Origin of the sequence: Streptomyces sp. NPDC059477, assembly GCF_042749375.1 — a bacterium.
Lineage (GTDB): Bacteria > Actinomycetota > Actinomycetes > Streptomycetales > Streptomycetaceae > Streptomyces.
On the sequence record NZ_JBHYUG010000025.1, the window covers coordinates 37,479 to 59,967 of the forward strand.

A 22,489-nucleotide genomic window follows, 5' to 3' on the forward strand; every position below is an offset into this window, starting at 1 on the left:
AGGGTGAGCGACGGTGAGCGGGCGGATACGGGGTGTGCGATTCGGGGGCGATCAACGGTGTGGGGTGGGGCTATCGGATTGCTGCCTGTCGCTGATCGGCGGCGGGGGCGGGGCGATTGGGTGGTGGTTCGGCGGTGGTCGGTGGTGGGTGGCGGGTGATCGGGTTGTGGTTCGGCGGTGATCGGTCGTGGCGGAGCGGCGCGATCGGGTCGTGGCCCCGAGATGACCGCCCGTGGGCGGTGGCATGGCGGGGGCGGGGCCATGGCCGTACGGGCGCCGGTGCACGGGGGGCTGCGTTACGGCGGCATACGCGCTGTAATGACGGACGTGGTCGACGAGGGCGCAGCGGAGCGCGGAGCAGGGGTGCCGCGTGCCGAGGCCGCCCTGAAAGCGCTCGCCGGCGATCCGGATTCCGTCGAGCGGCGCCACCGGGTGCTGGAGCAGGCGCTCGCCTTCACCTGTGCCACCTTCGCGGGCGTGTACACCCCGGCCGGGGACGGCGGACGGCTGCGGCTGGCCGAGGCGGCGGGGGCGCCGCGCGCGCTGTACGGGCTGCCGGACTCCTACCCCACCGACGGACCCTCCGCGCCAGCCACCGCCCTGCGCACCGGCGAGCCCGTCTGGCGGGGGCCCGCAGAGACCGCCGCCGGGGGAGCGGAGCCGGACGCGGCCGGTCACTGCCTCGCCGTCCTCCCCGCACGGCACGGCGGTCTGCTGCTGGCCATCACCGAGTCCCCGGAGGGCTTCGGCCCCGCCGAGCGCGCGTGTCTCGAACTGATCGCCGACGCCGTCACGGGCGCCGCCCCCGACCGCCCACCGGACGCCGGGGACCCGATGCCCGGCGGTTTCGTGCTCGCCATGGACACCGGACGCATAGAGGCCGGTCATGAACTGCTGGAGCTGTTCGGGCTCGGGCCGACCGAATTCGACGGCCGGGTCGAGACGCTCCTCGGGCTGACCGTCCCCGAGGACCTGCCGTCCCTGATGTCCGTGGTCGAGGCCGACCACATGGCCGTCGGGGACCGCGAGCTGGACTTCCGGGTGGCCGGACCCGCCGGACCCGCCGCACCGCCACGCTGGCTGCGGCTGCGCGGCCGGCTGCTGCCCGCCGCCCCGGGCCGCGCCGCCCGGCTGGTCGGCACCGTCGCCGACGCCACCAGCGGGCGCTCCGACGCCACCGACGTGGCCCGCGTCCAGCGGCTCGCCGCCGCGCTGGCCACCGCCGGAACCGTCCGGGACGTCGGCCACGCCGTGGTCGCCGCCCTGCGCCGCCCGCTGCGCGCCGACCGGATCGCCCTCGCCGAACTGGAGGGCGACCGGCTCGTCGTCACCGTCCTCGACCCGCCCGAGCCCGAGTCCTGGCCCGAGCTGTGGCGGCTGGAGTGGCGCACGGAGTGGCCCGAGGCGCCGCTCCGGGCCATGCCGACCCTCGCCGCCTCCCTGCGGGAGGGCCGCGCCCAGATCTGGCCCGCCGGGACCGCGCTGGAACCCGCCCTCGCCGAGGTCGGTCCCGGTGCTCTCGCCGTACTGCCGCTGCCCGCGGGCACCAGGATGGCCGGGGCCTGTCTGATCGGCTGGGACACCCCGCACGACGTCGGCCCCGACGAACGCGCCCTGCTCACCGCCGCCGCCGGACTCGCCGGACAGGCCCTCCTCCGGGCCCACGCCTTCGACGCCGAGCACGAACTCGTCGGCATGCTCCAGCGCCAGCTGCTGCCGCGCCGCCTGCCCCGGCTCCCCGGCGCCAGGGCCGTCGCCCGCTATCTGCCCGCCACCGCGGGACTGGAGCTGGGCGGCGACTGGTACGACATGATCCCGCTGCCCGACAACCATGTCGCCCTCGTCATCGGCGACGTCCAGGGCCACAGCGCCGCCGCCGCGACCCTGATGGGCCAGCTGCGGACCGCGCTGCGCGCCTACGCCGCCGAGGGGCACCCGCCCGACGTGGTGGTCTCGCACGCCAACCGGCTGCTGCTGGAGATGGAGACCGACCTCTTCGCCACCTGCGCCTATGTCGCCGTCGACATCGAGGAGGGCACCGCCTGGTGCGTGCGCGCCGGTCATCTGCCGCCCGTGCTGCGCCATCCCGACGGCACCACGGAGATCGCCGAGGCGGAGGGCGGACCGCCGCTCGGGGTTCTCGCGCGGGCGGACTTCCCGATGACTGAGCTGCGGCTCCGGCCGGGCACGCTGATCGCCCTGGTCACGGACGGCCTGGTCGAGGACCCCGGGAGCGACATCGACGAAGGTATGGAGCGCTTCGCCCACGACCTGGCGGGCGCCGACCCGGCCCACCTCGGCCCGGTCGCCGACACCCTGCTGCTGGGCGCCCGCCGCAACGACGACATCGCGCTGCTGCTGATGCGCTACGACGGTCTCGCCGTGCGCCCCCGGCGGGAGAGCTGGACGGTGTGGCGGGTCCTGGAGGCGGCCCGGCACGCCCGCCGCTTCACCCGCCGCACCCTGCGCACCTGGGGCGTCACCGAGAACCCCGAGAACCCCGGGAACCCCGGGAACCCCGAGAACCCCGGAAACACCGAGGAGTACGACGCCGTACTGCTGGTGGTGTCGGAGCTGGTCACCAACGCCCTGGTGCACACCGACGGACAGGTCCGTCTCGATCTGACGCTGCTCGGCGGCCGGCTCCGGATCGCCGTCGCCGACGCCCTGGCACGCAGCCCCGTCAAACCGACCAGCATCGGCTGGGAGGCCACCGGGGGACGCGGGCTGCTGCTGGTGGAGGCCCTGTCGGCGACCTGGGGAACCGTGCCCGTGAGCGGCGGCAAACAGGTCTGGAGCGAGATCATCGTGACGGGCAGCTGATCCACCCCCAACGGCCTCGCTCCGCCCCCGCCTTGCCCAGGTGACACCTCGGGAAACGGGAGTCGGAATGGAGTGATACGCAACCACAACGGAGCACCTCCATTCGGGCCGTTCCCCGGCTATGGTGTGCCAGATGAAGGCACTTGTGCTGTCCGGGGGCGCCGGAACACGCCTCCGGCCGATCACGCACACCTCGGCCGGGCATCTCGACCCGGTGGCCGACAGAGCCGCGCTGCTCCACGGCCCGGAACCCCTCGCGCGAGCCGGGGTCACCGACGACGGCCCGGTGGAGGCGTTCGTCGCCGAGCCGAGCCCCTCCGGGCACGTGGTCCGGCCGAAGGACAAGCCCGAGCACCCGCGCGACACCGGCGATCACGGCAAGGTCCCGATCCGCACATGAACGACCCGCGGCGGTCCCGTACCCCGGCCCGCTGTGCCCTCCCCGCTCACCCCGTCCTCTCCGTTCACCCCGTTCTCCCAGTTCGCTCAGCCCGCTCCGTTCTCCCAGCTCTCCCAGCTCTCCCAGTAATCCCCCACCCGCGCCCGGCGCGAGCCGGTCGTACTGCCTCTCCGGACATGACCAAGGTGCAGATCCCTACATGAACCTCCTCGTCACCGGCGCCGCCGGGTTCATCGGCTCCACGTACGTCCGCGGGCTGCTGGCCCGGCCCGGCGGACCACGGGTCACGGTGCTCGACCGGCTCACCCACGCCGGCACCCGGGACAACCTCCCCGACGCGCACCCCCGGCTGGAGTTCGTCCACGGCGACATCTGCGACCCGGCCGCCGTCGACCGGGTGATGGCCCGCACCCACCAGGTCGTGCACTTCGCCGCCGAGTCCCAGGTGGACCGCTCCATGGACGGCGGCGCCGGGTTCGTCCGCACCAACGTCATGGGCACCCAGACCCTGCTGGAAGCCGCCCTGCGGCACGACGTGGAGACCTTCGTGCATGTCTCCACCGACGAGGTGTACGGCTCGATCAAGGCCGGCTCCTGGCCCGAGGAACACCCGCTGCGCCCCAGCTCCCCGTACTCCGCCTCCAAGGCCTCCTCCGACCTCCTCGCCCTCGCCTACCACCACACCCACGGCCTGGACGTGCGCGTCACCCGCTGCTCCAACAACTACGGGCCGCACCAGTTCCCCGAGAAGGTCATCCCGCGCTTCATCACCAACCTCCTGGAGGGCCGCAAGGTCCCGCTGTACGGCGATGGCCTCAACGTCCGTGACTGGCTGCACGTCGAGGACCACTGCCACGGCATCGAGCTGGTGCGCACCAAGGGCCGGGCCGGTGAGATCTACAACATCGGCGGCGGCACCGAGATGACCAACAGGGAACTCACCTCCCTGATCCTCGACGTCTTCGGCGAGAGCTGGGACATGGTCGAGCACGTCACCGACCGCAAGGGCCACGACCTGCGCTACAGCGTCGACTGGACCAAGGCCCGCGCCGAACTCGGCTACCGCCCGCTGCACGACTTCGAGACCGGCATCGCCACCACGGCCGCCTGGTACCGCACCCACCGCGCCTGGTGGCGCGCGCTCAAGCAGCGCGTGGTGCCGACGTGAGTGCCCACCCGACCCGCACACCGCACCAAGAACCGCCCCTGATCCGCGAGGAGTCACCTGCGTGAAACGCCATGAGTTCCTGCGGGGCCTGCACCGGGCCACCGCCAACCGCAACTACCTGGAGATCGGCGTCAACGACGGCCGCAGCCTCACGCTGTCACGGGTGCCCAGCATCGCCATCGACCCGGCGTTCAAGGTGGTCACGGAGATCCGCTGCGATGTCCACCTGGTGAAGGCGACCAGCGACGACTTCTTCGCCCGGGACAACCCCCTGGCCCACCTCAAGGGCGGCCGGCACCCGCTGCGCAATCTGGCCCGGGGCCGCAGCCCGCTCGGCCACTGGCGGCGCACCTCGCTCGACCTGTCCTTCATCGACGGCATGCACCTGTTCGAGTACGCGCTGCGCGACTTCATGAACGTCGAGAAGCACTCCGACTGGGCCAGTGTGATCGTCCTGGACGACATGCTGCCGCGCAGCATCGACGAGGCCGCCCGTGACCGGCACACCAACGCCTGGACCGGCGATGTCTACAAGCTGGTCGAGATCCTCACCCGGTACCGCCCCGACCTGGTGACGGTCCTGGTCGACACCGAGCCCACCGGCCAGCTGGTGGTGTTCGGCGCCGACCCCACCAACACCGTGCTCACCGAGAAGTACGACGACATCATCGCCGAGTTCGAGGTCCCCGACCCGCAGAAGGTGCCCGAGGCCATCCTCGACCGGGTCAACACGGTCCGCCCGGAGGACCTGCTGTCGGCCGGCTTCTGGGGCCCGCTCGCCCGCGCCCGCAACATCGGCGCGGGCCGCTCCCGGGGCTGGCCCCCGCTGCGCCGCGCCGTGGAGGAACTCGCGGTCACCCGCTGACGGTTCCCGCCCGGACCGGGGCGCGGCGGCCCGCATCCGCCGCGCCCCTGCACATCGGCTCATAGAGCACCCCGGGACACCCCGGGGCACACCGGCTCCGCCGTCACCGCGCCCCGCGCAGCACCCGCCCGACCTTGCCGGCCAGCCGTGACAGCGGGCCGGGCCTGGTCCCTCGTACCACCTCGAACCCGTGCGCGGCCGGTCGCAGCCGCACCGGCAGCGGGTGGAAGCGGGGCTTGTCCGCCGTGGGCGCGAGGTTCACGGAGACGCGCCAGGTCTGGCCGTCGAGCGCCTCCGCCGGTACCTCCGCGAGGAGCAACGCCCCCTCCCCTTCCGCCTCCGGCGCGAGCCTCCCCGGCAGGTCCCGCACCCCGTCCGCCCCCGCCGCCGTCAGCCGTACGAGGACGTCGGTGGCGGCGGGCACATGGAGCGGGAGCCGCGCCCGGAGGCGGCCGTCCACGCTCGCCACCGCGTCCGGCGTCAGCCCGTCCAGGCCGAGGCTCTTGCGGGCCCGGTCGACGTCCAGGGAGAGATGGGCGTGCTGCTGGGTCCAGTACGGCAGCACCACATGCCCGGCGACCACGGCGGCGGGCGGCAGCGCGCGCCGGTGGGCCTGGGCGGGGCCGAGGCGCCGCCCCTTGGTCCAGCCGCCCAGCTTGACCCGGGCGTCGAGGTCCCAGAGCCCGCCGGCCGGCGGTGCGCCCTCCACGGCGGTGGTGAGATCGAGCAGCGCCGTGCCGCGCAGCACCAGCCGGACCCGGGAGCCGTCGCCGACGGGCATGCGCGCGCGGGTCACTTCCACGGGCTGGAAGTGGGTGGCGGAGCTGGCCCGTTCACGCAGCAGCACGTCCAGCGTGGCCCGGTCGAAGCGGGCGGTGGTGTCCATGCCCACCCAGTCGATCGCGCCGGGCGCGTCGAGCGGCGGTTCGGCGGGCAGCTCCTCAAAGGTCCCGGCCGGGAAGGTCATCGGCTCACCGTGCACCGTGTATTCGGCGGTGAGGTCGATGCGCAGGGTGCCGTCCCGCCAACTCACCTGTTCCGGTAGGGCCTTGAGGGCGACGCCGGTCTCCCACTCGGCGAACGCGGTCACCTCGTCGTAGCGTCCCGCCGCCGCCAGCGCGGCCACCACCCGCTGGGTCGGCTGGAGCCCGTCGGTCACCCCCGGCCCGAACCGCTCGACCACCACCTGGTGGATCTGCTCGAACAGGTCCCGGCGGAAGTCCTCGGGCGCCGACAGGAAGCGCTGCCCGCGCAGCCGCTCCACCATCTCGTTGCGCAGCCAGCGCCGGAACAGCCGGTCGCGCACCGGGCCCGGCTCGGTGTACCGCTCCACGACGTCGAGCGCCTCGCGCAGATTGCCGAAGTACCCGGCGGGGTCGTAGCGCTGGAACCCGGCGTTGGAGGAGTCGTCGCGGCGGATGTGGTAGTAGCAGGTGTAGTCGCTGAGCACGGAGACGTTCCCGGCGCGCAGGAACGCCTCGGTGACGAAGACATGGTCCTCCAGCCGGCGCCGGCCCTCGGGGAAGCGCAGCCCGGTGCGGTCCAGGAACGCGCGGCGGACCATCTTGTGCGGCGTGAGGCTGTCGATCAGCGGGGCGTTCGCGACCGAGGCGCGGGGCCGGTTCACCTTGAACAGCTCGACCGGCACCCCGCGTCCCTTGCCGGCCATCTTGCCGACGACGACATCCGCGTCATGGGCCACCCCATAGTCGTACATCCGCTCCAGGGCCTCGTCGCCGAGATAGTCGTCGTTGTCGACGAACATCACGAACTCGCCCCGGGCGGCGGCGATCCCGACGTTGCGCGGCTTGCCGGGCCAGCCGGAGTTCTCCTGGTGGATGACCCGCACCCGCTCGTGCTCGGCGGCCACCGCGTCGAGCCGCGCCGGGGTGCCGTCCGTGGAACCGTCGTTGACGAAGATGACCTCATACGCGTCCGGGGGCAGGGACTGCCGCAGCAGCGAGTCGACGCAGTCGGCTATGTAGTCCCCGGGGTTGTACACCGGGACAATGACACTGACTTTCACCGGCAACGTCCGGCCCCCTCAGAGTTTTTCGCCGTTGGCGCGAGATTGGCGCACGAGACATGTGCGCGAGACATGCGTGAAGTGCCCGATGCTATCCCGGTGGTGGTGAAGGGGCCGTGAGCGTCGGCGAAGGCTCCGGCACCGCCTTGTCGAGCGTTAATCGATTGCCCCGAGGGCCCGGCCTCTGCTGCACTGCCGGAGTTCACGGCACCGTCCACCCCACCGCACCCCGAGGAGCCCCGATGCGAGCACCGTTCATGTCCGCCAAGGAAGGAATGACCCCCGTTTCGAAGAACTTCGAAGGACATGGCACCGGTGCATCTGCTCAATCTCGGCATTCTCGCGCACATCGACGCAGGTAAGACCAGCCTCACCGAGCGGCTGCTGCACTCCGCAGGAGTGATCGACGAGATCGGCAGCGTCGACGCCGGCAGCACGCAGACCGACACGCTCGCGCTGGAACGCCGGCGCGGCATCACCATCAAGTCCGCCGTGGTCTCGTTCCCGGTCGGCGGCATCACCGTCAACCTCATCGACACCCCCGGCCACCCGGACTTCATCGCCGAGGTCGAACGCGTCCTCGGTGTCCTCGACGGCGCCGTCCTCGTCGTGTCGGCGGTCGAGGGCGTCCAGGCCCAGACCCGCGTCCTGATGCGCACCCTGCGCCGGCTGCGCATCCCCACCCTGATCTTCGTCAACAAGATCGACCGCCGGGGCGCCCGCTACGACGCCGTGGTGCGGTCCCTCGCCGACCGGCTGACCGCGTCCGTCGTGCCCATGGGCACCGCCACCGCCCTCGGCACCCCGGCCGCCCGCTTCACCTCCGGCCCCGGCCGCGCGGCCCTGGAGGTCCTCACCCGGCACGACGACGACCTCCTCGCCGCGTACGTCGACGGCACGGCGGACCCCTCCCGGCTGCGCGCCGCCCTGGCCCGCCGGACCCGGCAGGCGCGGGTGCACCCCGTGTACGCGGGGTCGGCGGTCACCGGCGCCGGGGTGGACGCCCTGATCACCGGCATCGAGGAACTGCTCCCGGCCGCGTCCGGCGACCCGGCCGGACCCGTCTCGGGCACCGTCTTCAAGGTCGAGCGCGGCCCGGCGGGGGAGAAGGTGGCGTACGTCCGGCTCTTCACCGGCACCCTGCGCACCCGCGACCGGATCCCCTTCGGCCCGGCGGGGCAGGAGGGCAAGGTCACCGCGATCAGCGTCTTCGACGGCGGTACCGACGCCCGCGCCGACACGGTGGCGGCGGGCCGGATCGCCCGGCTCTGGGGCCTGCCGGACATCCGCATCGGCGACGCGATCGGCGTGCCGCACGCGGCGCCCGGCCGGCACTTCGCCCCGCCCACCCTGGAGACGGTGGTGGTCCCCGCCGCCGGAACCGGCCGGGGCGCACTGCACCAGGCCCTCACCCAGCTCGCCGAACAGGACCCGCTGATCGCCCTGCGCCACGACGAACCGCGCCGCGAGACCTCGGTCTCCCTGTACGGCGAGGTGCAGAAGGAGGTCATCGAGGCCACCCTCGCCGACGAGTACGGCCTTGAGGTCACCTTCCGCGAGACCACCCCCCTGTGCATCGAACGCCCCACCGGCTCAGGGGCGGCGGTCGAGCTGATCGGGAAGGACCCCAACCCCTTCCTCGCCACGGTCGGCCTGCGCGTGGACCCGGCGCCGCCCGGCAGCGGGCTCGCCTTCCGCCTGGAGGTCGAGCTGGGCTCGATGCCGTACGCCTTCTTCCGGGCGGTCGAGGACACCGTGCGCGAAACCCTCGGCCAGGGCCTGTACGGCTGGCAGGTCACCGACCTCACCGTCACCATGACCCACTCCGGCTACTACCCCCGGCAGAGCCACGCCCACCAGGGCTTCGACAAGAGCATGTCCAGCACCGGCCAGGACTTCCGCGGGCTGACCCCGCTGGTCCTGATGGCGGCCCTGCGCCGCGCGGGCACCCAGGTCCACGAGCCGATGCACCGCTTCCGCGCCGAGACCCCCACGGACACCCTCGGCGCCCTGCTGCCGGTGCTGTCCGCCCACCGGGCCGTCCCCGGGACCACCGACTCCCGAGGCCCCCGCACCCTCCTGGAAGGCATCGTCCCCGCCGCCCGCGTCCACGCCCTGGAACAGCGGCTGCCGGGGCTGACCCGCGGCGAGGGTGCCTGGGAGAGCGCCTTCGACCACTACGCCCCGGTCCGCCACGGCACCCTCCCCGAACGCCCGCGCACCGACCACAACCCTCTGAACCGGAAGGAGTACCTGCTGAGCGTCGTCCGCAGGGTGACCGGCTAACCCCCGGTCAGCGCCCCTCGCCCACTCCCAGCTGCCGGGCGGCGGCCGTCACCGTCTGCTCCAGCAGCGTGGCGATGGTCATCGGACCCACACCGCCCGGCACCGGCGTGATCAGCGAGGCCCGCTCCACGGCCGAATCGAAGTCGACATCACCGACATTGCCCGCGTTGTACCCGGCGTCGAGCACCACCGCGCCCGGCTTGATGTCCCGCCCCCGGATCAGCCGGGGCCGGCCCACCGCCGCCACCACGATGTCCGCCTCCCGCACCACATCGGCCAGCTCCCGGGTACGGGAGTGGCAGTACGTGACCGTCGCGTCCCGGCCCAGCAGCAGCATGCCGACCGGCTTGCCCAGAATGGCGCTGCGGCCGACGACCACGGCCCGCCTGCCCGCCGGGTCCACGTCGTACGCGTCGAGCAGCCGCATGATCCCGCCCGGCGTGCAGGACACGAAACCCGGCAGACCGAAGCTCATCGTCGCGAACGAGGCGAAGGTGACCCCGTCGACATCCTTCTGCGGCGCGATCGCCTCGAACGCCGCCCGCTCGTCGATGTGCCCGCCGACCGGATGCTGAAGCAGGATCCCGTGCACGTCCGGGTCCCGCGACAACTCCCGGAGCGCGGCGACGAGTTCGCCGGTCGTCGTGGTGGCGGGCAGCACCACCCGCCGCGAGCCGATCCCCGCCTCGCGGCAGCGGTTCTGCTTCATCCGGACGTAGGTGACGGATGCCGGGTCCTCGCCGACCAGTACGGTCGCGAGGGTCGGCACCCGGCCGGTGCGCTCGGTGAGGGCGGCGGCGCGCTCACCGGCCTCCGCGACGATACGGCGGGCGAGTCCGGTGCCGTCCATGAGCCGGGCCTGGGGCATGGTCCACTCCTGAGCTGATCGACCTCTTCGCCCAGGCGCACGGCAGCAACATGCGGACCGCTCCCCGGTGGTGCTCCACCTCAGCGCCAGTCACGGCCCACGGTGAGGGTAACCGAGGGCCGGTCGGGGCGGTCGGGCGCGGTCGGCTCGGCTCGGCTCGGCTCGGCTCAGCCGCTCCCGCGCCGACGTGCGGGCCGGTGCGGGAGCAGGTGCGGGTGGGGGAGCAGGTGGTGGCGCCGGTGCCCCGGGGGGATCGCCTGCCGCTCCGTGGAACGGGCGGCGGCGCGCAGAAGGGCGCGCAGGACCGACGCCCGGGCCATTCGCGTGGCCGTCGAGGCGCGGCGGGGCCGGCCGATTCCGGCGCGGGCCGAGAAGGACCAGTTCAGGCGGGTACGGACATGGAACTCGGGCATCCCCCGGCCTACTCGTCCCACGCCTGGATCAGCGTCTGCCGGGCGATCCTGCCGTCCCGCAGCGACAGCATCGACTCGGCCAGCACCCGCACACCGTCGGGGTACTCGCAGGATTCGGTGAACGCCGCCCGCTCGTCCTGGATCACACAGTCCTCCAGCGTGTGGGTCATGTCCCGGCCGTAGATGTCGTCCAGCATCGCGCTGATCTCGTCCCGCCCGCGCAGCACCCGGGGGTGACTGGGCCCGCTGACCTGGTCCACCACCCGTACCTCGGCATCGCCCGCGTAGAGCGCGAGCAGTGTGTTCGGATTGCCCTCGATGCCCCGGCGCAGTGTCTCGGCGTCGAAGACGGGGCTCGCCACAGTGCCCATCGTGACCTCCTTCGAGGACGTGACCCGACGGAGGGACGGGCCACGGAGGGCCTCTGTTACGAGCCTCCCCCGCGCCGACGGGGTCGGCAAACGCGGGGCGGTGGGTGGGGGCGGTGGGGCTGCGGCGGCGGGCGCCGATCCTGGAGCGTGGAGGGTCGGCGGGCGGCCACCTGGCTAACCGGCCTGCCCGGCCTGCCCGGCTGGTAGGGCTCGTCTCGCTCGTCCTCGTCGGGCGCGTGGGAGCGCGGGAAGCCGGCCGGTCCTGGCGGATTGGTTGGATTGTTCGGACTGTCTGAACGTGTGGCCGGATGGACGGATGGATCCGCTCGGCGGGCCGGGCCGCGCAGGGTCTCCGCCGGGCCGCGTAAGGTCCCGGGCCAGCCCCGCAGGGCGCCCAGCGCCCATTCGAAAGACGCATTCGGCCGGTGCCTGCCGGTGGTGCGCCTGTCGGGTGAGGGGGCCGCCCCGGCCGTGTCCGGTACGGGCCGCGCGCGTTGCTGAAGACATGATCTCAACTCGTCGTATTCTCGCCGCCGCCGCTCTCGCCGTCGGGGCCGCCGGTCTCGCCGCGCCGCAGGCGGGCGCGGCCGAGGCGGGCGCCGCCAGCGAGGGCAAGGTGAACCCGGTCGCCGTGCTCGACTCGCTGACCGTCTCCGACATCCCCGCCGAGCACCAGGCCGCCGTGCCGCGCCCCTCCCAGCAGCTCGCCGAGCTGAACCAGCTCAACGGCCTCCACCAGCTCAGCGAGCTGCACCAGCTCACCGATCTGGCCGCGCCGGTCACGGGCCTGGTGCCCGCCGTGGGGTACTGAGCCCGCGAGGATCCCGCGCCCCGGCCTACCCGGTCGTGGCAAGAAATTGGGTGGCCGCCAGCTCCGCGTACAGCGGATCGGCGGCCACCAGCTCTTGGTGGGTGCCCACCGCCCGGACCCGGCCCGCGTCCATCACCACGATCCGGTCCGCCATGGTCACCGTCGACAGCCGGTGCGCGACCACCAGCACCGTCGTGGACCGCGCGACATCGGCCACCGTGTCCCGTAGCGCCGCCTCGTTCACCGCGTCCAGCTGCGAGGTCGCCTCGTCCAGCAGCAGCAGCCGGGGGCGGCGCAGCAGCGCGCGGGCGATCGCGACCCGCTGACGCTCCCCGCCGGACAGCTTGGTGCCACGATGGCCGACCAGCGTGTCCAGTCCCTCCGGCAGCCGCTCCACCAGGTCGTCCAGCCGGGTCGTCTTGAGCACCCGTGCCACCTGGCCGTCGTCCGCCTCCGGATGGCCCAGCAGCAGATTCTCCCGCAGCGAACCCGACAGCACCGGCGCGTCCTGCTCCACATACCCGATGGCCGCCCGCAGCCGGGGCAGCTCCCACTGCGCGACATCCCGGCCGTCCAGGGTGATCACGCCCGACTCGGGGTCGTAGAACCGCTCGATCAGCGAGAACACCGTCGTCTTCCCGGCGCCCGAGGGCCCCACGAACGCCGTCATGCCCTGCGGCGGCACCTCGAAGCTCACCCCGTGGTGGACGTACGGCAGATCGTCCGCGTACCGGAACCGGACGTCCTCGAAGGTGACCGCCGCCGGACTGGTCTCCGGCGCGGGCAACGGGGCCGCTGTCGGCCGGGGTTCGGCCGGCAGGCTCAGCGCCTCCTGGATCCGGCTCAGGGCCGCCGAGCCCGCCTGGTACTGCGTGATCGCCCCGACGACCTGCTGGATCGGCATCATCAGATAGAAGACGTACAGCAGGAACGCGACGAGTGTGCCGACGTCCACCGCGCCGGTCGCCACCCGCGCCCCGCCCACCGCGAGCACGGTGATGAAGGCGATCTGCATCGCCAGCCCGGCCGTGTTGCCCGCGGCGGCGGACCACTTGGCGGCACGCACGCTCTGCCGCCAGGACTCCTCGGCCGCCTCGTGCAGCCGCTCCTCCTCGCGGTGCTCGGCGCCGGACGCCTTCACCGTGCGCAGCGCGCCCAGCACCCGCTCCAGGGAGGCGCCCATCACGCCCACCGCGGCCTGGGCCTGTCTGCTGGCCCGGTTGATGCGCGGCACGATCACCGTGAGCACCGTACTGGCGCCGAGGATCACCGCGAGGGTGACGCCGAGCAGCACCGGATCGACGACGCCCATCATCACCAGTGTCGCGATCAGCGTGAGCCCGCCGGTGCCCAGGCCCACCAGGGAGTCGGCGGTCACCTCGCGCAACAGCGTGGTGTCGGAGGTGATCCGGGCCATCAGATCGCCGGGCTCGCTGCGGTCCACGGCGGATATGCGCAGCCGCAGCAGATAGGAGGAGAGGGTGCGCCGGGCGCCGAGCACCACCGACTCGGCCGTGCGCCGCAGGACGTACGCGCCGACCCCGCCCACCGCGGCGTTGGCCACGACCAGGCCGGACATCGCGACCAACGCGCCCGTGATGGCCCGGTCGTGCTCCAGGTCGTCGATCAATCCCCGCGCCACCAGCGGCAGCAGCAGTCCGGTGGCCCCGGTGACCAGCGAGAGCACCGCGCCGAGCAGCAACGCCCAGCGGTGCGGCCGGACATAGCCGAGGAGCATGCGCCACGGGGGTGTGACGGTCTCCGTGTGTGCGGTGCTCACAGGGCTCCTCGGGCGGCGCGGATCGGACGATGCTTGTCAGCGTACGGGGAGCCACTGACAACGGGCCGTCCGGTTCTACGGGTCAGCGCCCCGCCGTCGCCGCCAGTTGCGCCAGCGTCGCCTCCAGGTCCGCCGGACGCGGCCGGTTGTGCGGCAGCTTCGCCAGCAGCGCGGCCATTCCGCAGGTGCCGGTCACCGCGGAGAAGACCAGCCCGCCCGCGATCCCCGCTGACAGCAACAGCCAGGCGGGGTGCAGAAGTCCCAGCCCCAGGCCGGTCAGGACGAGCGTCCCGGCGGTGAACCGGACCTGCCGGTCCATGGGCCACACGGCGCGCGCACCGGACGCCGGGCGGCCCAGGGCGTGGCCGCGCCGCGACCAGTCGGCCGTGCCGCCGGTCAGCGTCATGGCCCGGACGCCCTCCTCGGCGAGCAGCGCGCAGGCGTTCGCCGAACGGGCCCCGGAGGCGCACACCACGAGCAGCTCGCCGCGCAGCTCGCGCAGGGCGGGCAGGGCGCGGCCGAGGTGGTCCAGCGGGATGTTCAGGGCGCCGGGCAGATGGCCGGAGGCGTACTCGCCGGGCGTGCGTACGTCGATGACGGTCAGCTCGGCGAGCCGGGTACGGGCCTGGTCGGCGTCGAGGGCGAGGGGAGTGCTCATGAGCGGGAGATACCTTTCTGGAAGCCCGAGGGGGAGGTAATATACCCCCGAGGGTATATGGAGGAGTGGATCGTGGAACTTCGGTTCGAAGGTGATGATCTGAAGTCGGTGCTGAACCGGCTGCGTCGGGCACAGGGGCAGATCTCCGGGGTGATCCGGATGATCGAGGAGGGGCGGGACTGCGAGGACGTGGTGACCCAGCTGGCCGCCGCGTCGCGGGCGCTGGACCGGGCGGGGTTCGCGATCATCGCGACCGGGCTCCAGCAGTGTGTGACGGACCTGGAGAAGGGCCGCAGCGACGGGGAGTCCGCCGAGCAGATGAAGGCGCGCCTGGAGCGCCTGTTCCTCTCCCTGGCCTGACCGGCGGCGGCCGGTCATCAGGAGGCTCATAGCACCGCCTCCACCAGCATGAACGCCGCGACGCCCAGCAACCCCCAGGCGAAGACCCGCTGAAGCGTCCCGGCCGACACCTTCGCCGCCAGCCGCCGCCCGTCCCAGGCGCCCAGCACGGCCGCCGCCGCGAACGGGGCGACAAGCGACCAGTCGACGGGCACGGACGCGCCCGCCCGTCCGGCCAGGGCGACGACCGAGTTGACGCTGATGACCAGGAGGCTGGTGCCCACGGCGACGCGCATCCGCAGCCCCACCACATTCACCAACGCGGGCACGGCAAGAAAGCCTCCACCCACCCCCAGCACCCCGGTAACCGCCCCCAGCCCAAACCCGGCCCCGGCGACGCGCCCGGCCTTGGCTCCGGCAACGGGCTTGGCCCCGGCTTCGGCGCCGCGCCGGTCACCGGCTTCCGGGACGCGCCCGTTGCTGGCTTCCGCGACGCCCTCGGCTTCCGCCGCGCGCCCATCACCGTTTCCCTCGACGGGCCTGCCGTCGGCCCTTGGACCCCGCCCGGCCTCCGGGACGCGCCCGGTTCCGGTCTCCGCGACGTACCCGGGGTCGGCGTTTGGGCCCTGCCCGGTGCTGGCTTCCGTTGCACGCTCGGCCTGGGCTTCCGCGACGGGCCTGGCTTCGGTTCCCGCGACGGGCCCGGTTCCGGTTTTCGCCAGGTACTCGGGGTCGGCCCCTGGCCCCTGCCGGGCCTCGGCCCCTGAGACGAGCCCGGTGCTGGCTTCCGCTACCCCCTCGGCTTCGGCTCCCGCGACCGGCCCTGGTACGGCTTCCGCCAGGTACCCGGCGTCGGACCCTGGCCCCTGCCCGGCCCCGGCACCCAGGACCCGCCAGGCATCGGCTTCCACGACGCGCCGGACACCGGCTCCCGCGACGCGCCCGGCCTCGGTTTCCGCGACGTGCCCGGCGTCGGCCCCAGGGACGAGCCCGGTTTCGGCTTCCGCCATGCGCCCGTCACCAGCCCCCGCGACGCGCCGGGCCTGGGATTCCGCCCCGCGCCCGGCGTCGGCCCCGTACCCGGCGCCGGCTCCCACGACGCGCCCCGCGTCAGCCCTTGCGACGCGGCCGGCATCGCTGCCTGGAACCCGCCCGCCACCAGCCCCCGCCCCTCGCCCAGCACCACCCCCGGCCACCCACCCAGCCCGCCGAACCGTCCCACCCCCGCGCCGCCACCGGACGGCCGTGCCGTCTCCGTGTCGCCGTCCCCGGCGGACCGCCCCGCCCCCGTCGGGGGACGCCCGCAGCATCCGCAGTGCGGCCACCCCCGCCAGGACGGCGAACGTCCCGGTGAGGACGGCGGCCGGAAGCCGCGTGGAGAGTGCGCCGCCGAGTGCCGCGGGGGCCAGGCCCGCGAGGGCGAACAGGGCGCCCCGGCGCCAGTCGACCGTGCCTCCGCGCGCGTGCCCGGCCAGAGCCGTCACCGAGGTGATCGTGACGACGACCAGGCTCGCGGTCGCCGCCGCGGCCGGGGTGAAGTCCAGCAGATAGATCAGCGCGGGCACGGCGAGCACACTGCCCCCGCCGCCCAGCGCACCGAGCGCCAGCCCGGTGAGCGCGCCCGCCGCCAGGGCCAGGATCAGGACCAGCGTGCTCACGGGAGCCCTGCCGCCACGGTCAGCCCGGCCGCCCGCGCGGCGTCGAAGCCGTCGTCGACGGCGACCACCGGATGCCCCGCCGCGTCGAGGATCGAGGCCGCGACGGCCGCCCGCGCCCCTCCGGCGCAGTGCACCCACACCGTGGTGTCCGGCAGCTCCGCGAGCCGGTCGCGCAGCCGGTGCAGCGGGATGTGCAGCGAGCCCGGTATGTGCTCGGCCGCCCGCTCCCGGTCCCGTCGTACATCGAGGACCACCCCGTCCGTGCGGGCGGCGAGGTCGGCGAACGTGGCGCGGGGGAACGCGCGGGGCGTCTCGCCCGGCACCAGCCACTCGCCCGGACCGCCGGTGGCCGCCGCGGCGGGCCGGTCGATGCCGACGCGCACCAGCTCCCGCTGGGCGGCGGCGAGCTGCCCGGCCGACTCCGCGAGCAGCGTCACCGGCCTGTCCCACGGCAGCAGCCAGGCCAGCTGGACGGCGAACTGTCCCGCCGCCTCGAAGTTCAGCGCCCCGGCGACATGGCCGTGCGCGAACGCGACCCGGTTCCTGAGGTCGACCACCCACTCCCCGGCGGCCAGCCGGTCCGCGATCTCCCGGGCGTCCGCGCGGCGCGGCGGCGTGAGATCCACCGGCGCGGGACCGTCGGCATTGACCGGGCCCATGTGGGCGTAGTACGCGGGAATGTCGTCCAGCCCGGCCAGCAGCTCGGCGACGAAGGTACCGGCGTCCTTGACCAGGGCGGCGTTGACCGTCCTCTCCCGGCCGATGGTCGTAGCTCCCGCGCCCTCGCCGGACGGCGTGGCCGCGCACAGGCTGCCGAAGCCGTGCGTGGGCAGCACCTCCGTGGCGTCGGGCAGCTCGGCCGCCAGCCGGTGCGCCGAGTCGTACTGCGCGTGCGCGAGCCGCCGGGTCAGCCGGGGCTCGACCAGATCGGGCCGCCCGACCGTGCCGATCAGCAGCGAACCCCCGGTGAACACGGCCGCCGCCGTGCCGCCGTCCTCCAGGACGTACGACATGTGGTGCGGTGTGTGGCCGGGCGTGGCCAGGGCGCGCAGCTCCAGTCCGGCGTCGACCGTCACCCGGTCCCCGTCCTCGACCGGCACGCGCGCGTAGCCGACCCGGGCCCGCGCGGGCACCAGATAGGCGGCGCCGGTGAGCCGGGCCAGCTCCAGACCGCCGGAGACGTAGTCGTTGTGGACATGGGTCTCGGCGACCTGCGTGATGCGTACCCCGCGCCGCGCGGCGGCGGCGATCACCCGGTCCGCGTCGCGCGGCGGATCGATCACCACGGCGGTGTCGGCGCCGCCCGCCAGATAGCCGCGGTTGCCCAGTCCGGGCACGTCGATGGCCTCGACGAAATACACGGCGGCACTCCTTCCTCGTACACGTTCGTCGTGCGCGTTCTCGTGCGCGTCCTCGCGCTTTCCCCGGACTCGCTCCTCACGGCGCGGTGGCACCTCACTCACGTGGGCGCCGGGCACCGGTCTCGCGAATTACCCCGGGGGGTATCTTTCAGCCACCGTAGCAGAGTACCCCCGGGGGTATGCCAGGCATGGGTTCGAGGGCCGGTCGGCGACCGGTGGCGCCCGGCGGGGCCCGGTGCTGGCCGCGGCCGATCGATCACGCGTAGGGTCGGCGGCGGGACGCATGATCACCGACGAGAGGGGCTGCACATGGCGCAGGAAGTGCGCGGAGTCATCGCACCGGGCAAGGACGAGCCGGTCAGGGTCGAGACCATCGTGGTGCCGGACCCCGGTCCGGGCGAGGCTGTCGTACGCGTCCAGGCGTGCGGCGTCTGCCACACCGATCTGCACTACAAGCAGGGCGGCATCAACGACGACTTCCCCTTCCTGCTCGGGCACGAGGCCGCGGGCGTGGTGGAGTCCGTCGGCGCCGGGGTCACCGACGTGGCGCCCGGCGACTTCGTGATCCTCAACTGGCGTGCCGTGTGCGGCCGGTGCCGCGCCTGTCTGCGCGGGCGCCCGTGGTACTGCTTCGACACCCACAACGCGAAACAGCGGATGACGCTCACCGATGGCACCGAGCTGTCCCCGGCCCTGGGCATCGGCGCCTTCGCCGAGAAGACCCTGGTCGCCGCCGGGCAGTGCACCAAGGTGGACCCGGCCGTGTCACCCGCCGTCGCCGGACTGCTGGGCTGCGGGGTGATGGCCGGCATCGGCGCCGCGATCAACACCGGCAATGTGGGCCGGGGCGACACCGTCGCCGTCATCGGCTGCGGCGGCGTCGGGGACGCGGCGATCGCCGGGTCCCGGCTGGCCGGCGCGGCCCGGATCATCGCCGTCGACATCGACGACCGCAAGCTGGAGCAGGCCCGCGCCATGGGCGCCACCCACACCGTCAACTCCAAGGACACCGACCCCGTCGAGGCGATCCGCGAGCTGACCGGCGGCTTCGGCGCCGATGTCGTCATCGACGCGGTCGGCCGCCCGGAGACCTACCGGCAGGCGTTCTACGCCCGCGACCTCGCCGGGACCGTCGTCCTGGTCGGCGTCCCCACCCCCGAGATGAAGCTGGAGCTTCCGCTCCTCGACTTCTTCGGCCGGGGCGGCGCCCTGAAGTCCTCCTGGTACGGCGACTGTCTGCCCTCCCGCGACTTCCCCATGCTCATCGACCTCCATCTGCAAGGACGGCTGGACCTCGGCGCGTTCGTCACCGAGACCATCGCCCTCGACCAGGTGGAGCACGCGTTCGAGCGGATGCACCAGGGCGATGTCCTGCGCTCGGTGGTGGTGCTCTGATGACCGCCCGCATCGAACACCTCGTCACCTCCGGGCAGTTCACGCTCGACGGCGGCACCTGGGACGTCGACAACAACGTCTGGCTCGTCGGCGACGACCACGAGGTCCTCGTCATCGACCCCGCGCACGACGCCGACGCCATCGCCACGGCCGTCGGGGACCGCCGGCTCACCGCGATCGTGTGCACCCACGCCCACAACGACCACGTGAACGCCGCCCCCGCGCTCGCCGAGCGCACCGGAGCACCCATCTGGCTGCACTCCGACGACCTCCCGCTGTGGAAGCTCACCCACCCCCACCGCGCACCCGACGCGCATCTCACCGACGGCCAGGTCATCGAGACCGCGGGCGCCGACCTGCGCGTCCTGCACGCCCCCGGCCACGCCCCGGGCGCCGTCTGCCTGTACGACCCCGGGCTCGGCGCGGTCTTCACCGGCGACACCCTGTTCCAGGGCGGACCCGGCGCCACCGGACGCTCGTACTCCCACTTCCCGACGATCATCGACTCGATCCGCGACCGGCTCCTCACCCTGCCGCCCGAGACCCGGGTCCTCACCGGACACGGCGACGCCACCACCATCGGCGCCGAGGCCCCCCACCTCCAGGAGTGGATCGCACGCGGGCACTGAACCGGGACGCCCCGCAGCGGCGGACAGCGACTCACCGCCAATACCGACAGAAGATGTCCGGCTTTCCCGTGACAGTGGTGCCGGCCAGGTACGAGCAGGTACGACACCACGCGCACCCCACAGGAGTACGGACATGTCAGCACCGTTGCAGGGCAAGGTGGCGCTGGTCGCCGGGGCGACCCGGGGCGCCGGACGCGGGATCGCCGTCGAACTGGGCGCGGCCGGCGCCACCGTCTACGTCACCGGCCGCAGCACCCGCGCCCGGCGCTCCGAGTACGACCGCCCCGAGACCCTGGAGGACACCGCCGACCTGGTCACCGAGGCCGGCGGCCAGGGCATCGCCGTCCCCACCGACCACCTGGACCCCGCGCAGGTCGCCACCCTCATCGGCCGCGTCGACGACGAACAGGGACGGCTCGATGTCCTGGTCAACGACATCTGGGGCGGCGAGAAGCTCTTCGAGTGGGACACCCCGATGTGGGAGCACGACCTGGACAACGGCCTGCGGCTGCTCCGCCTCGCCGTCGAGACCCACGCGATCACCAGCCATCACGCCCTGCCCCTGCTGCTGCGCCACCCCGGCGGCCTGGTGATCGAGATGACCGACGGCACCGCCGACTACAACACCGCGCACTACCGCGTGAGCTACTTCTACGACCTCGCCAAGACGTCCGTACTGCGGATGGGCTTCGCCCTCGGCCATGAACTGGGCCCGCGCGGCGCCACCGCCGTCACCCTCACCCCGGGCTGGATGCGTTCGGAGATCATGCTGGAGGGTTTCGGGGTCCGCGAGGACAACTGGCGCGACGCCCTCGCACAGGTCCCGCACTTCGCGATCTCCGAGACCCCGCGCTTCGTCGGCCGCGCGGTCGCCGCACTCGCCGCCGACCCCGAGGTGCACCGCTTCAACGGCCGGTCGCTGTCCAGCGGCGGCCTCGCCCAGGAGTACGGCTTCACCGACCTGGACGGCAGCCGCCCCGACGCCTGGCGCTACATCGTCGAGGTCCAGGACCCGGACAGGCCCGCGGACACCACCGGCTACCGCTGAGCCCGGACCGGCCACGGCCGGACCCGCCACCGCTGAGGCAAGGAAGCGCCCTACCGCTGCCGCCCGGCCGCGTCACCGGGCACCGGCAGTGCCCAGCGCCCACCGTGCCCCGGCGGCAGCGCCAGATCACCGCGCACGGCCGCGTAGTACGCCTCCCGCGCGGCCCGCTGCCGCTCCATCAGCGCACGCCACACCTCCGGATCCCGGGTCCGGGCCCGCAGGAACGACTCCATCTCCATCACGGCCACCACCCACGTCCGCGCCTTCGCCACCACCTCCGCGCTGCCCAGCAGGAGCAGCGTCTCGCCCGACGGGTCCCGGGCCACCGTCGCCTCGGCCAGCAGCGGCGCGGCCTCCTCGGGGGTGAGCGGATGCGGATGCGGGTCGTTGCCGAGGTGCGCGGCGACCCGGTAGGACAGGGTGACGGACGTCTTCAGCGCCCGCGCGTAGTCGGCGTACACCGTGAGCAGCCGCTCCTCCCACCGGGCCGCCTGCTCCCGCCGGAAGCGGACCTGTTCGCCCCGCATCACCGCCACGTACGAACCGAGCGCGCCGACCACGACACCTATCAGAGCGGGCAGTTGCCCCAGGAACTCAGACATGGACGCACGCTATCTGCCGCGATGATCTCCGCGGCAGTAGGTTCGCCCCATGGCTGACAGCGAGCGCTTCGAGGGGTACGGGGTTCTGGTCACCGGCGCGGCCCGGGGCATCGGCGCGGCCGTCGTCCGTCGTTTCGCGCGGGAGGGCGCCCAGGTCCTGGTCACCGACGTCGATCAACCCGCCGCGCGGCGGACGGCGGGTGCCCTGTGCGAACAGGGCCTGTCCGCCGAGGCGTTCGCCTGCGATGTGACCGACCGGGCGTCGGTCGAGGCGGCCGTCGCCCACGCCGTCGGCGTCTTCGGCTCCCTGGACGTCCTGGTCAACAACGCCTACCACTGCTCGCCCGACGCCCCGCGCTTCGAGGACGAGCCGGACGACTCCTGGGCCCTGGACCTCGACGTCACCCTCACCGGCGCCTACCGGTGCAGCCGTGCCGCCCTGCCCCACCTCGCCGCCTCCGGACGCGGGGCGATCGTCAGCGTCGGTTCCGTCAACGGGCTGCGCGACTTCGGCAACCACGCCTACAGCGCCGCCAAGGCCGGCCTCGGCTCCCTGACCCGCACCCTCGCCGGACACGCGGCCGGTCGCGGGGTGCGGGTCAATCTGGTGGCACCCGGCACCGTACGCACCCCGGCCTGGGAGGGCCGTGACGAGGCACTCGACGCGGTCGGCGCCCTCTACCCGCTCGGCCGGGTCGGCGAACCGGAGGACATCGCCGCCGCCGTCGCCTTCCTCGCCTCCCGCGACGCCGCCTGGATCACCGGCACGACCCTGACCGTCGACGGCGGCCTCACAGCGGTGGACTCGGGGTTCCGGGCGGCCTGGCGCGGCGGCGACGACGGCTGACGCCCGGCCGTGGGGACCGACATCCGGTCGTGAAGGGTGCCGCCCGGCCGCCTCGATTGTCACGGTTTCGTCGCGGCCGGAAGCCCGCCACAACCGATCCGGCCCGGCGCCGGTCTAGCTGGACGGAACCGCGCGATGTGC

19 protein-coding genes, 2 pseudogenes and 1 riboswitch are annotated in these 22,489 nt (G+C 73.6%); of the genes and pseudogenes, 11 read left to right on the forward strand and 10 right to left on the reverse strand.

What is annotated here, in order from left to right; all coding sequences use genetic code 11:
- Positions 1 to 318 precede the first annotated feature (318 nt).
- The 4 genes and pseudogenes from ACFXAZ_RS15590 (at position 319) to ACFXAZ_RS15605 (ending at position 5,256) form a co-directional block, all read left to right on the forward strand.
- Positions 319 to 2,823, forward strand: a complete 2,505-nt coding sequence (locus tag ACFXAZ_RS15590; protein ID WP_384590210.1) for a SpoIIE family protein phosphatase — start codon at positions 319 to 321, stop codon at positions 2,821 to 2,823.
- Positions 2,824 to 2,956: 133 nt separating this feature from the next.
- Positions 2,957 to 3,112 (forward strand): annotated as a pseudogene (locus tag ACFXAZ_RS15595) (sugar phosphate nucleotidyltransferase); the annotation flags it as partial.
- A 310-nt stretch (positions 3,113 to 3,422) separates the two neighbouring features.
- Entirely contained in the window at positions 3,423 to 4,391 is a 969-nt protein-coding gene (rfbB, locus tag ACFXAZ_RS15600; protein WP_384590213.1) for a dTDP-glucose 4,6-dehydratase, read from the forward strand.
- A 61-nt stretch (positions 4,392 to 4,452) separates the two neighbouring features.
- Positions 4,453 to 5,256: a class I SAM-dependent methyltransferase gene (locus ACFXAZ_RS15605; protein ID WP_384590216.1), complete on the forward strand. Its 804-nt coding sequence runs from the start codon at positions 4,453 to 4,455 to the stop codon at positions 5,254 to 5,256.
- 103 nt (positions 5,257 to 5,359) lie between these two features.
- Here ACFXAZ_RS15605 and ACFXAZ_RS15610 read toward each other — a convergent pair whose 3' ends face one another.
- Positions 5,360 to 7,288, reverse strand: a complete 1,929-nt coding sequence (locus ACFXAZ_RS15610; protein ID WP_384590219.1) for a glycosyltransferase family 2 protein — start codon at positions 7,286 to 7,288, stop codon at positions 5,360 to 5,362.
- A 309-nt stretch (positions 7,289 to 7,597) separates the two neighbouring features.
- On the opposite strand from ACFXAZ_RS15610, the gene ACFXAZ_RS15615 reads away from it, so the two are divergent.
- Positions 7,598 to 9,568 (forward strand): GTP-binding protein, encoded by a 1,971-nt coding sequence (locus ACFXAZ_RS15615; RefSeq protein ID WP_384590222.1) that lies wholly within the window; start codon positions 7,598 to 7,600, stop codon positions 9,566 to 9,568.
- 7 nt (positions 9,569 to 9,575) lie between these two features.
- Here ACFXAZ_RS15615 and ACFXAZ_RS15620 read toward each other — a convergent pair whose 3' ends face one another.
- From ACFXAZ_RS15620 to ACFXAZ_RS15630, 3 genes are all read right to left on the reverse strand, one after another.
- On the reverse strand, positions 9,576 to 10,436 hold the full coding sequence (locus ACFXAZ_RS15620) for a bifunctional 5,10-methylenetetrahydrofolate dehydrogenase/5,10-methenyltetrahydrofolate cyclohydrolase (protein WP_384590225.1): 861 nt from the start codon (positions 10,434 to 10,436) through the stop codon (positions 9,576 to 9,578).
- A 22-nt stretch (positions 10,437 to 10,458) separates the two neighbouring features.
- A riboswitch (ZMP/ZTP riboswitch) is annotated at positions 10,459 to 10,540 on the reverse strand.
- 63 nt (positions 10,541 to 10,603) lie between these two features.
- Positions 10,604 to 10,849, reverse strand: a complete 246-nt coding sequence (locus ACFXAZ_RS15625; RefSeq protein WP_384590228.1) for a hypothetical protein — start codon at positions 10,847 to 10,849, stop codon at positions 10,604 to 10,606.
- Between the two features lie 8 nt (positions 10,850 to 10,857).
- A complete protein-coding gene (locus ACFXAZ_RS15630; RefSeq protein ID WP_384590231.1) occupies positions 10,858 to 11,220 on the reverse strand; it encodes a nuclear transport factor 2 family protein in 363 nt (120 codons plus the stop codon).
- A 505-nt stretch (positions 11,221 to 11,725) separates the two neighbouring features.
- Between ACFXAZ_RS15630 and ACFXAZ_RS15635 the strand changes: the two genes are divergently transcribed.
- Positions 11,726 to 12,031: a hypothetical protein gene (locus tag ACFXAZ_RS15635; protein ID WP_384590234.1), complete on the forward strand. Its 306-nt coding sequence runs from the start codon at positions 11,726 to 11,728 to the stop codon at positions 12,029 to 12,031.
- Between the two features lie 25 nt (positions 12,032 to 12,056).
- Here ACFXAZ_RS15635 and ACFXAZ_RS15640 read toward each other — a convergent pair whose 3' ends face one another.
- Together ACFXAZ_RS15640 and ACFXAZ_RS15645 are read right to left on the reverse strand one after the other, a co-directional pair.
- Positions 12,057 to 13,811: an ABC transporter ATP-binding protein gene (locus ACFXAZ_RS15640; protein ID WP_384590237.1), complete on the reverse strand. Its 1,755-nt coding sequence runs from the start codon at positions 13,809 to 13,811 to the stop codon at positions 12,057 to 12,059.
- Between the two features lie 82 nt (positions 13,812 to 13,893).
- The gene (locus ACFXAZ_RS15645) at positions 13,894 to 14,469 is read right to left on the reverse strand and encodes a rhodanese-like domain-containing protein (RefSeq protein WP_384590240.1); all 576 of its coding nucleotides are present in this window, start codon (positions 14,467 to 14,469) and stop codon (positions 13,894 to 13,896) included.
- 72 nt (positions 14,470 to 14,541) lie between these two features.
- Here ACFXAZ_RS15645 and ACFXAZ_RS15650 point away from each other — a divergent pair, with 72 nt between their 5' ends.
- Positions 14,542 to 14,829: a metal-sensitive transcriptional regulator gene (locus ACFXAZ_RS15650; RefSeq protein WP_384590243.1), complete on the forward strand. Its 288-nt coding sequence runs from the start codon at positions 14,542 to 14,544 to the stop codon at positions 14,827 to 14,829.
- Positions 14,830 to 14,855: 26 nt separating this feature from the next.
- Here ACFXAZ_RS15650 and ACFXAZ_RS15655 read toward each other — a convergent pair whose 3' ends face one another.
- The 3 genes and pseudogenes from ACFXAZ_RS15655 to ACFXAZ_RS15665 all read right to left on the reverse strand — a co-directional run bounded on the left by ACFXAZ_RS15655 (position 14,856) and on the right by ACFXAZ_RS15665 (position 17,827).
- Positions 14,856 to 15,818: a TSUP family transporter gene (locus ACFXAZ_RS15655; RefSeq protein ID WP_384590357.1), complete on the reverse strand. Its 963-nt coding sequence runs from the start codon at positions 15,816 to 15,818 to the stop codon at positions 14,856 to 14,858.
- 141 nt (positions 15,819 to 15,959) lie between these two features.
- Positions 15,960 to 16,457 (reverse strand): annotated as a pseudogene (locus ACFXAZ_RS15660) (TSUP family transporter); the annotation flags it as partial.
- Between the two features lie 5 nt (positions 16,458 to 16,462).
- Positions 16,463 to 17,827, reverse strand: a complete 1,365-nt coding sequence (locus ACFXAZ_RS15665) for a rhodanese-like domain-containing protein (RefSeq protein ID WP_384590246.1) — start codon at positions 17,825 to 17,827, stop codon at positions 16,463 to 16,465.
- Positions 17,828 to 18,136: 309 nt separating this feature from the next.
- Between ACFXAZ_RS15665 and ACFXAZ_RS15670 the strand changes: the two genes are divergently transcribed.
- The 3 genes from ACFXAZ_RS15670 to ACFXAZ_RS15680 all read left to right on the forward strand — a co-directional run bounded on the left by ACFXAZ_RS15670 (position 18,137) and on the right by ACFXAZ_RS15680 (position 20,899).
- Positions 18,137 to 19,222, forward strand: coding sequence for an S-(hydroxymethyl)mycothiol dehydrogenase (locus ACFXAZ_RS15670; protein WP_382692971.1), 1,086 nt, complete (start codon positions 18,137 to 18,139; stop codon positions 19,220 to 19,222).
- Positions 19,222 to 19,851, forward strand: a complete 630-nt coding sequence (locus tag ACFXAZ_RS15675) for an MBL fold metallo-hydrolase (RefSeq protein WP_384590249.1) — start codon at positions 19,222 to 19,224, stop codon at positions 19,849 to 19,851. The genes ACFXAZ_RS15670 and ACFXAZ_RS15675 overlap by 1 nt, the downstream gene beginning before the upstream one ends.
- A 133-nt stretch (positions 19,852 to 19,984) precedes the next feature.
- The gene (locus ACFXAZ_RS15680; protein ID WP_384590252.1) at positions 19,985 to 20,899 is read left to right on the forward strand and encodes an SDR family oxidoreductase; all 915 of its coding nucleotides are present in this window, start codon (positions 19,985 to 19,987) and stop codon (positions 20,897 to 20,899) included.
- A gap of 50 nt (positions 20,900 to 20,949) precedes the next feature.
- Here ACFXAZ_RS15680 and ACFXAZ_RS15685 read toward each other — a convergent pair whose 3' ends face one another.
- Positions 20,950 to 21,501 carry a hypothetical protein gene (locus tag ACFXAZ_RS15685; protein WP_384590255.1) on the reverse strand — a complete coding sequence of 184 codons (552 nt, stop codon included), beginning with the start codon at positions 21,499 to 21,501 and terminating at the stop codon, positions 20,950 to 20,952.
- Between the two features lie 49 nt (positions 21,502 to 21,550).
- Here ACFXAZ_RS15685 and ACFXAZ_RS15690 point away from each other — a divergent pair, with 49 nt between their 5' ends.
- Entirely contained in the window at positions 21,551 to 22,348 is a 798-nt protein-coding gene (locus tag ACFXAZ_RS15690) for an SDR family NAD(P)-dependent oxidoreductase (protein WP_384590258.1), read from the forward strand.
- Positions 22,349 to 22,489 lie beyond the last annotated feature (141 nt).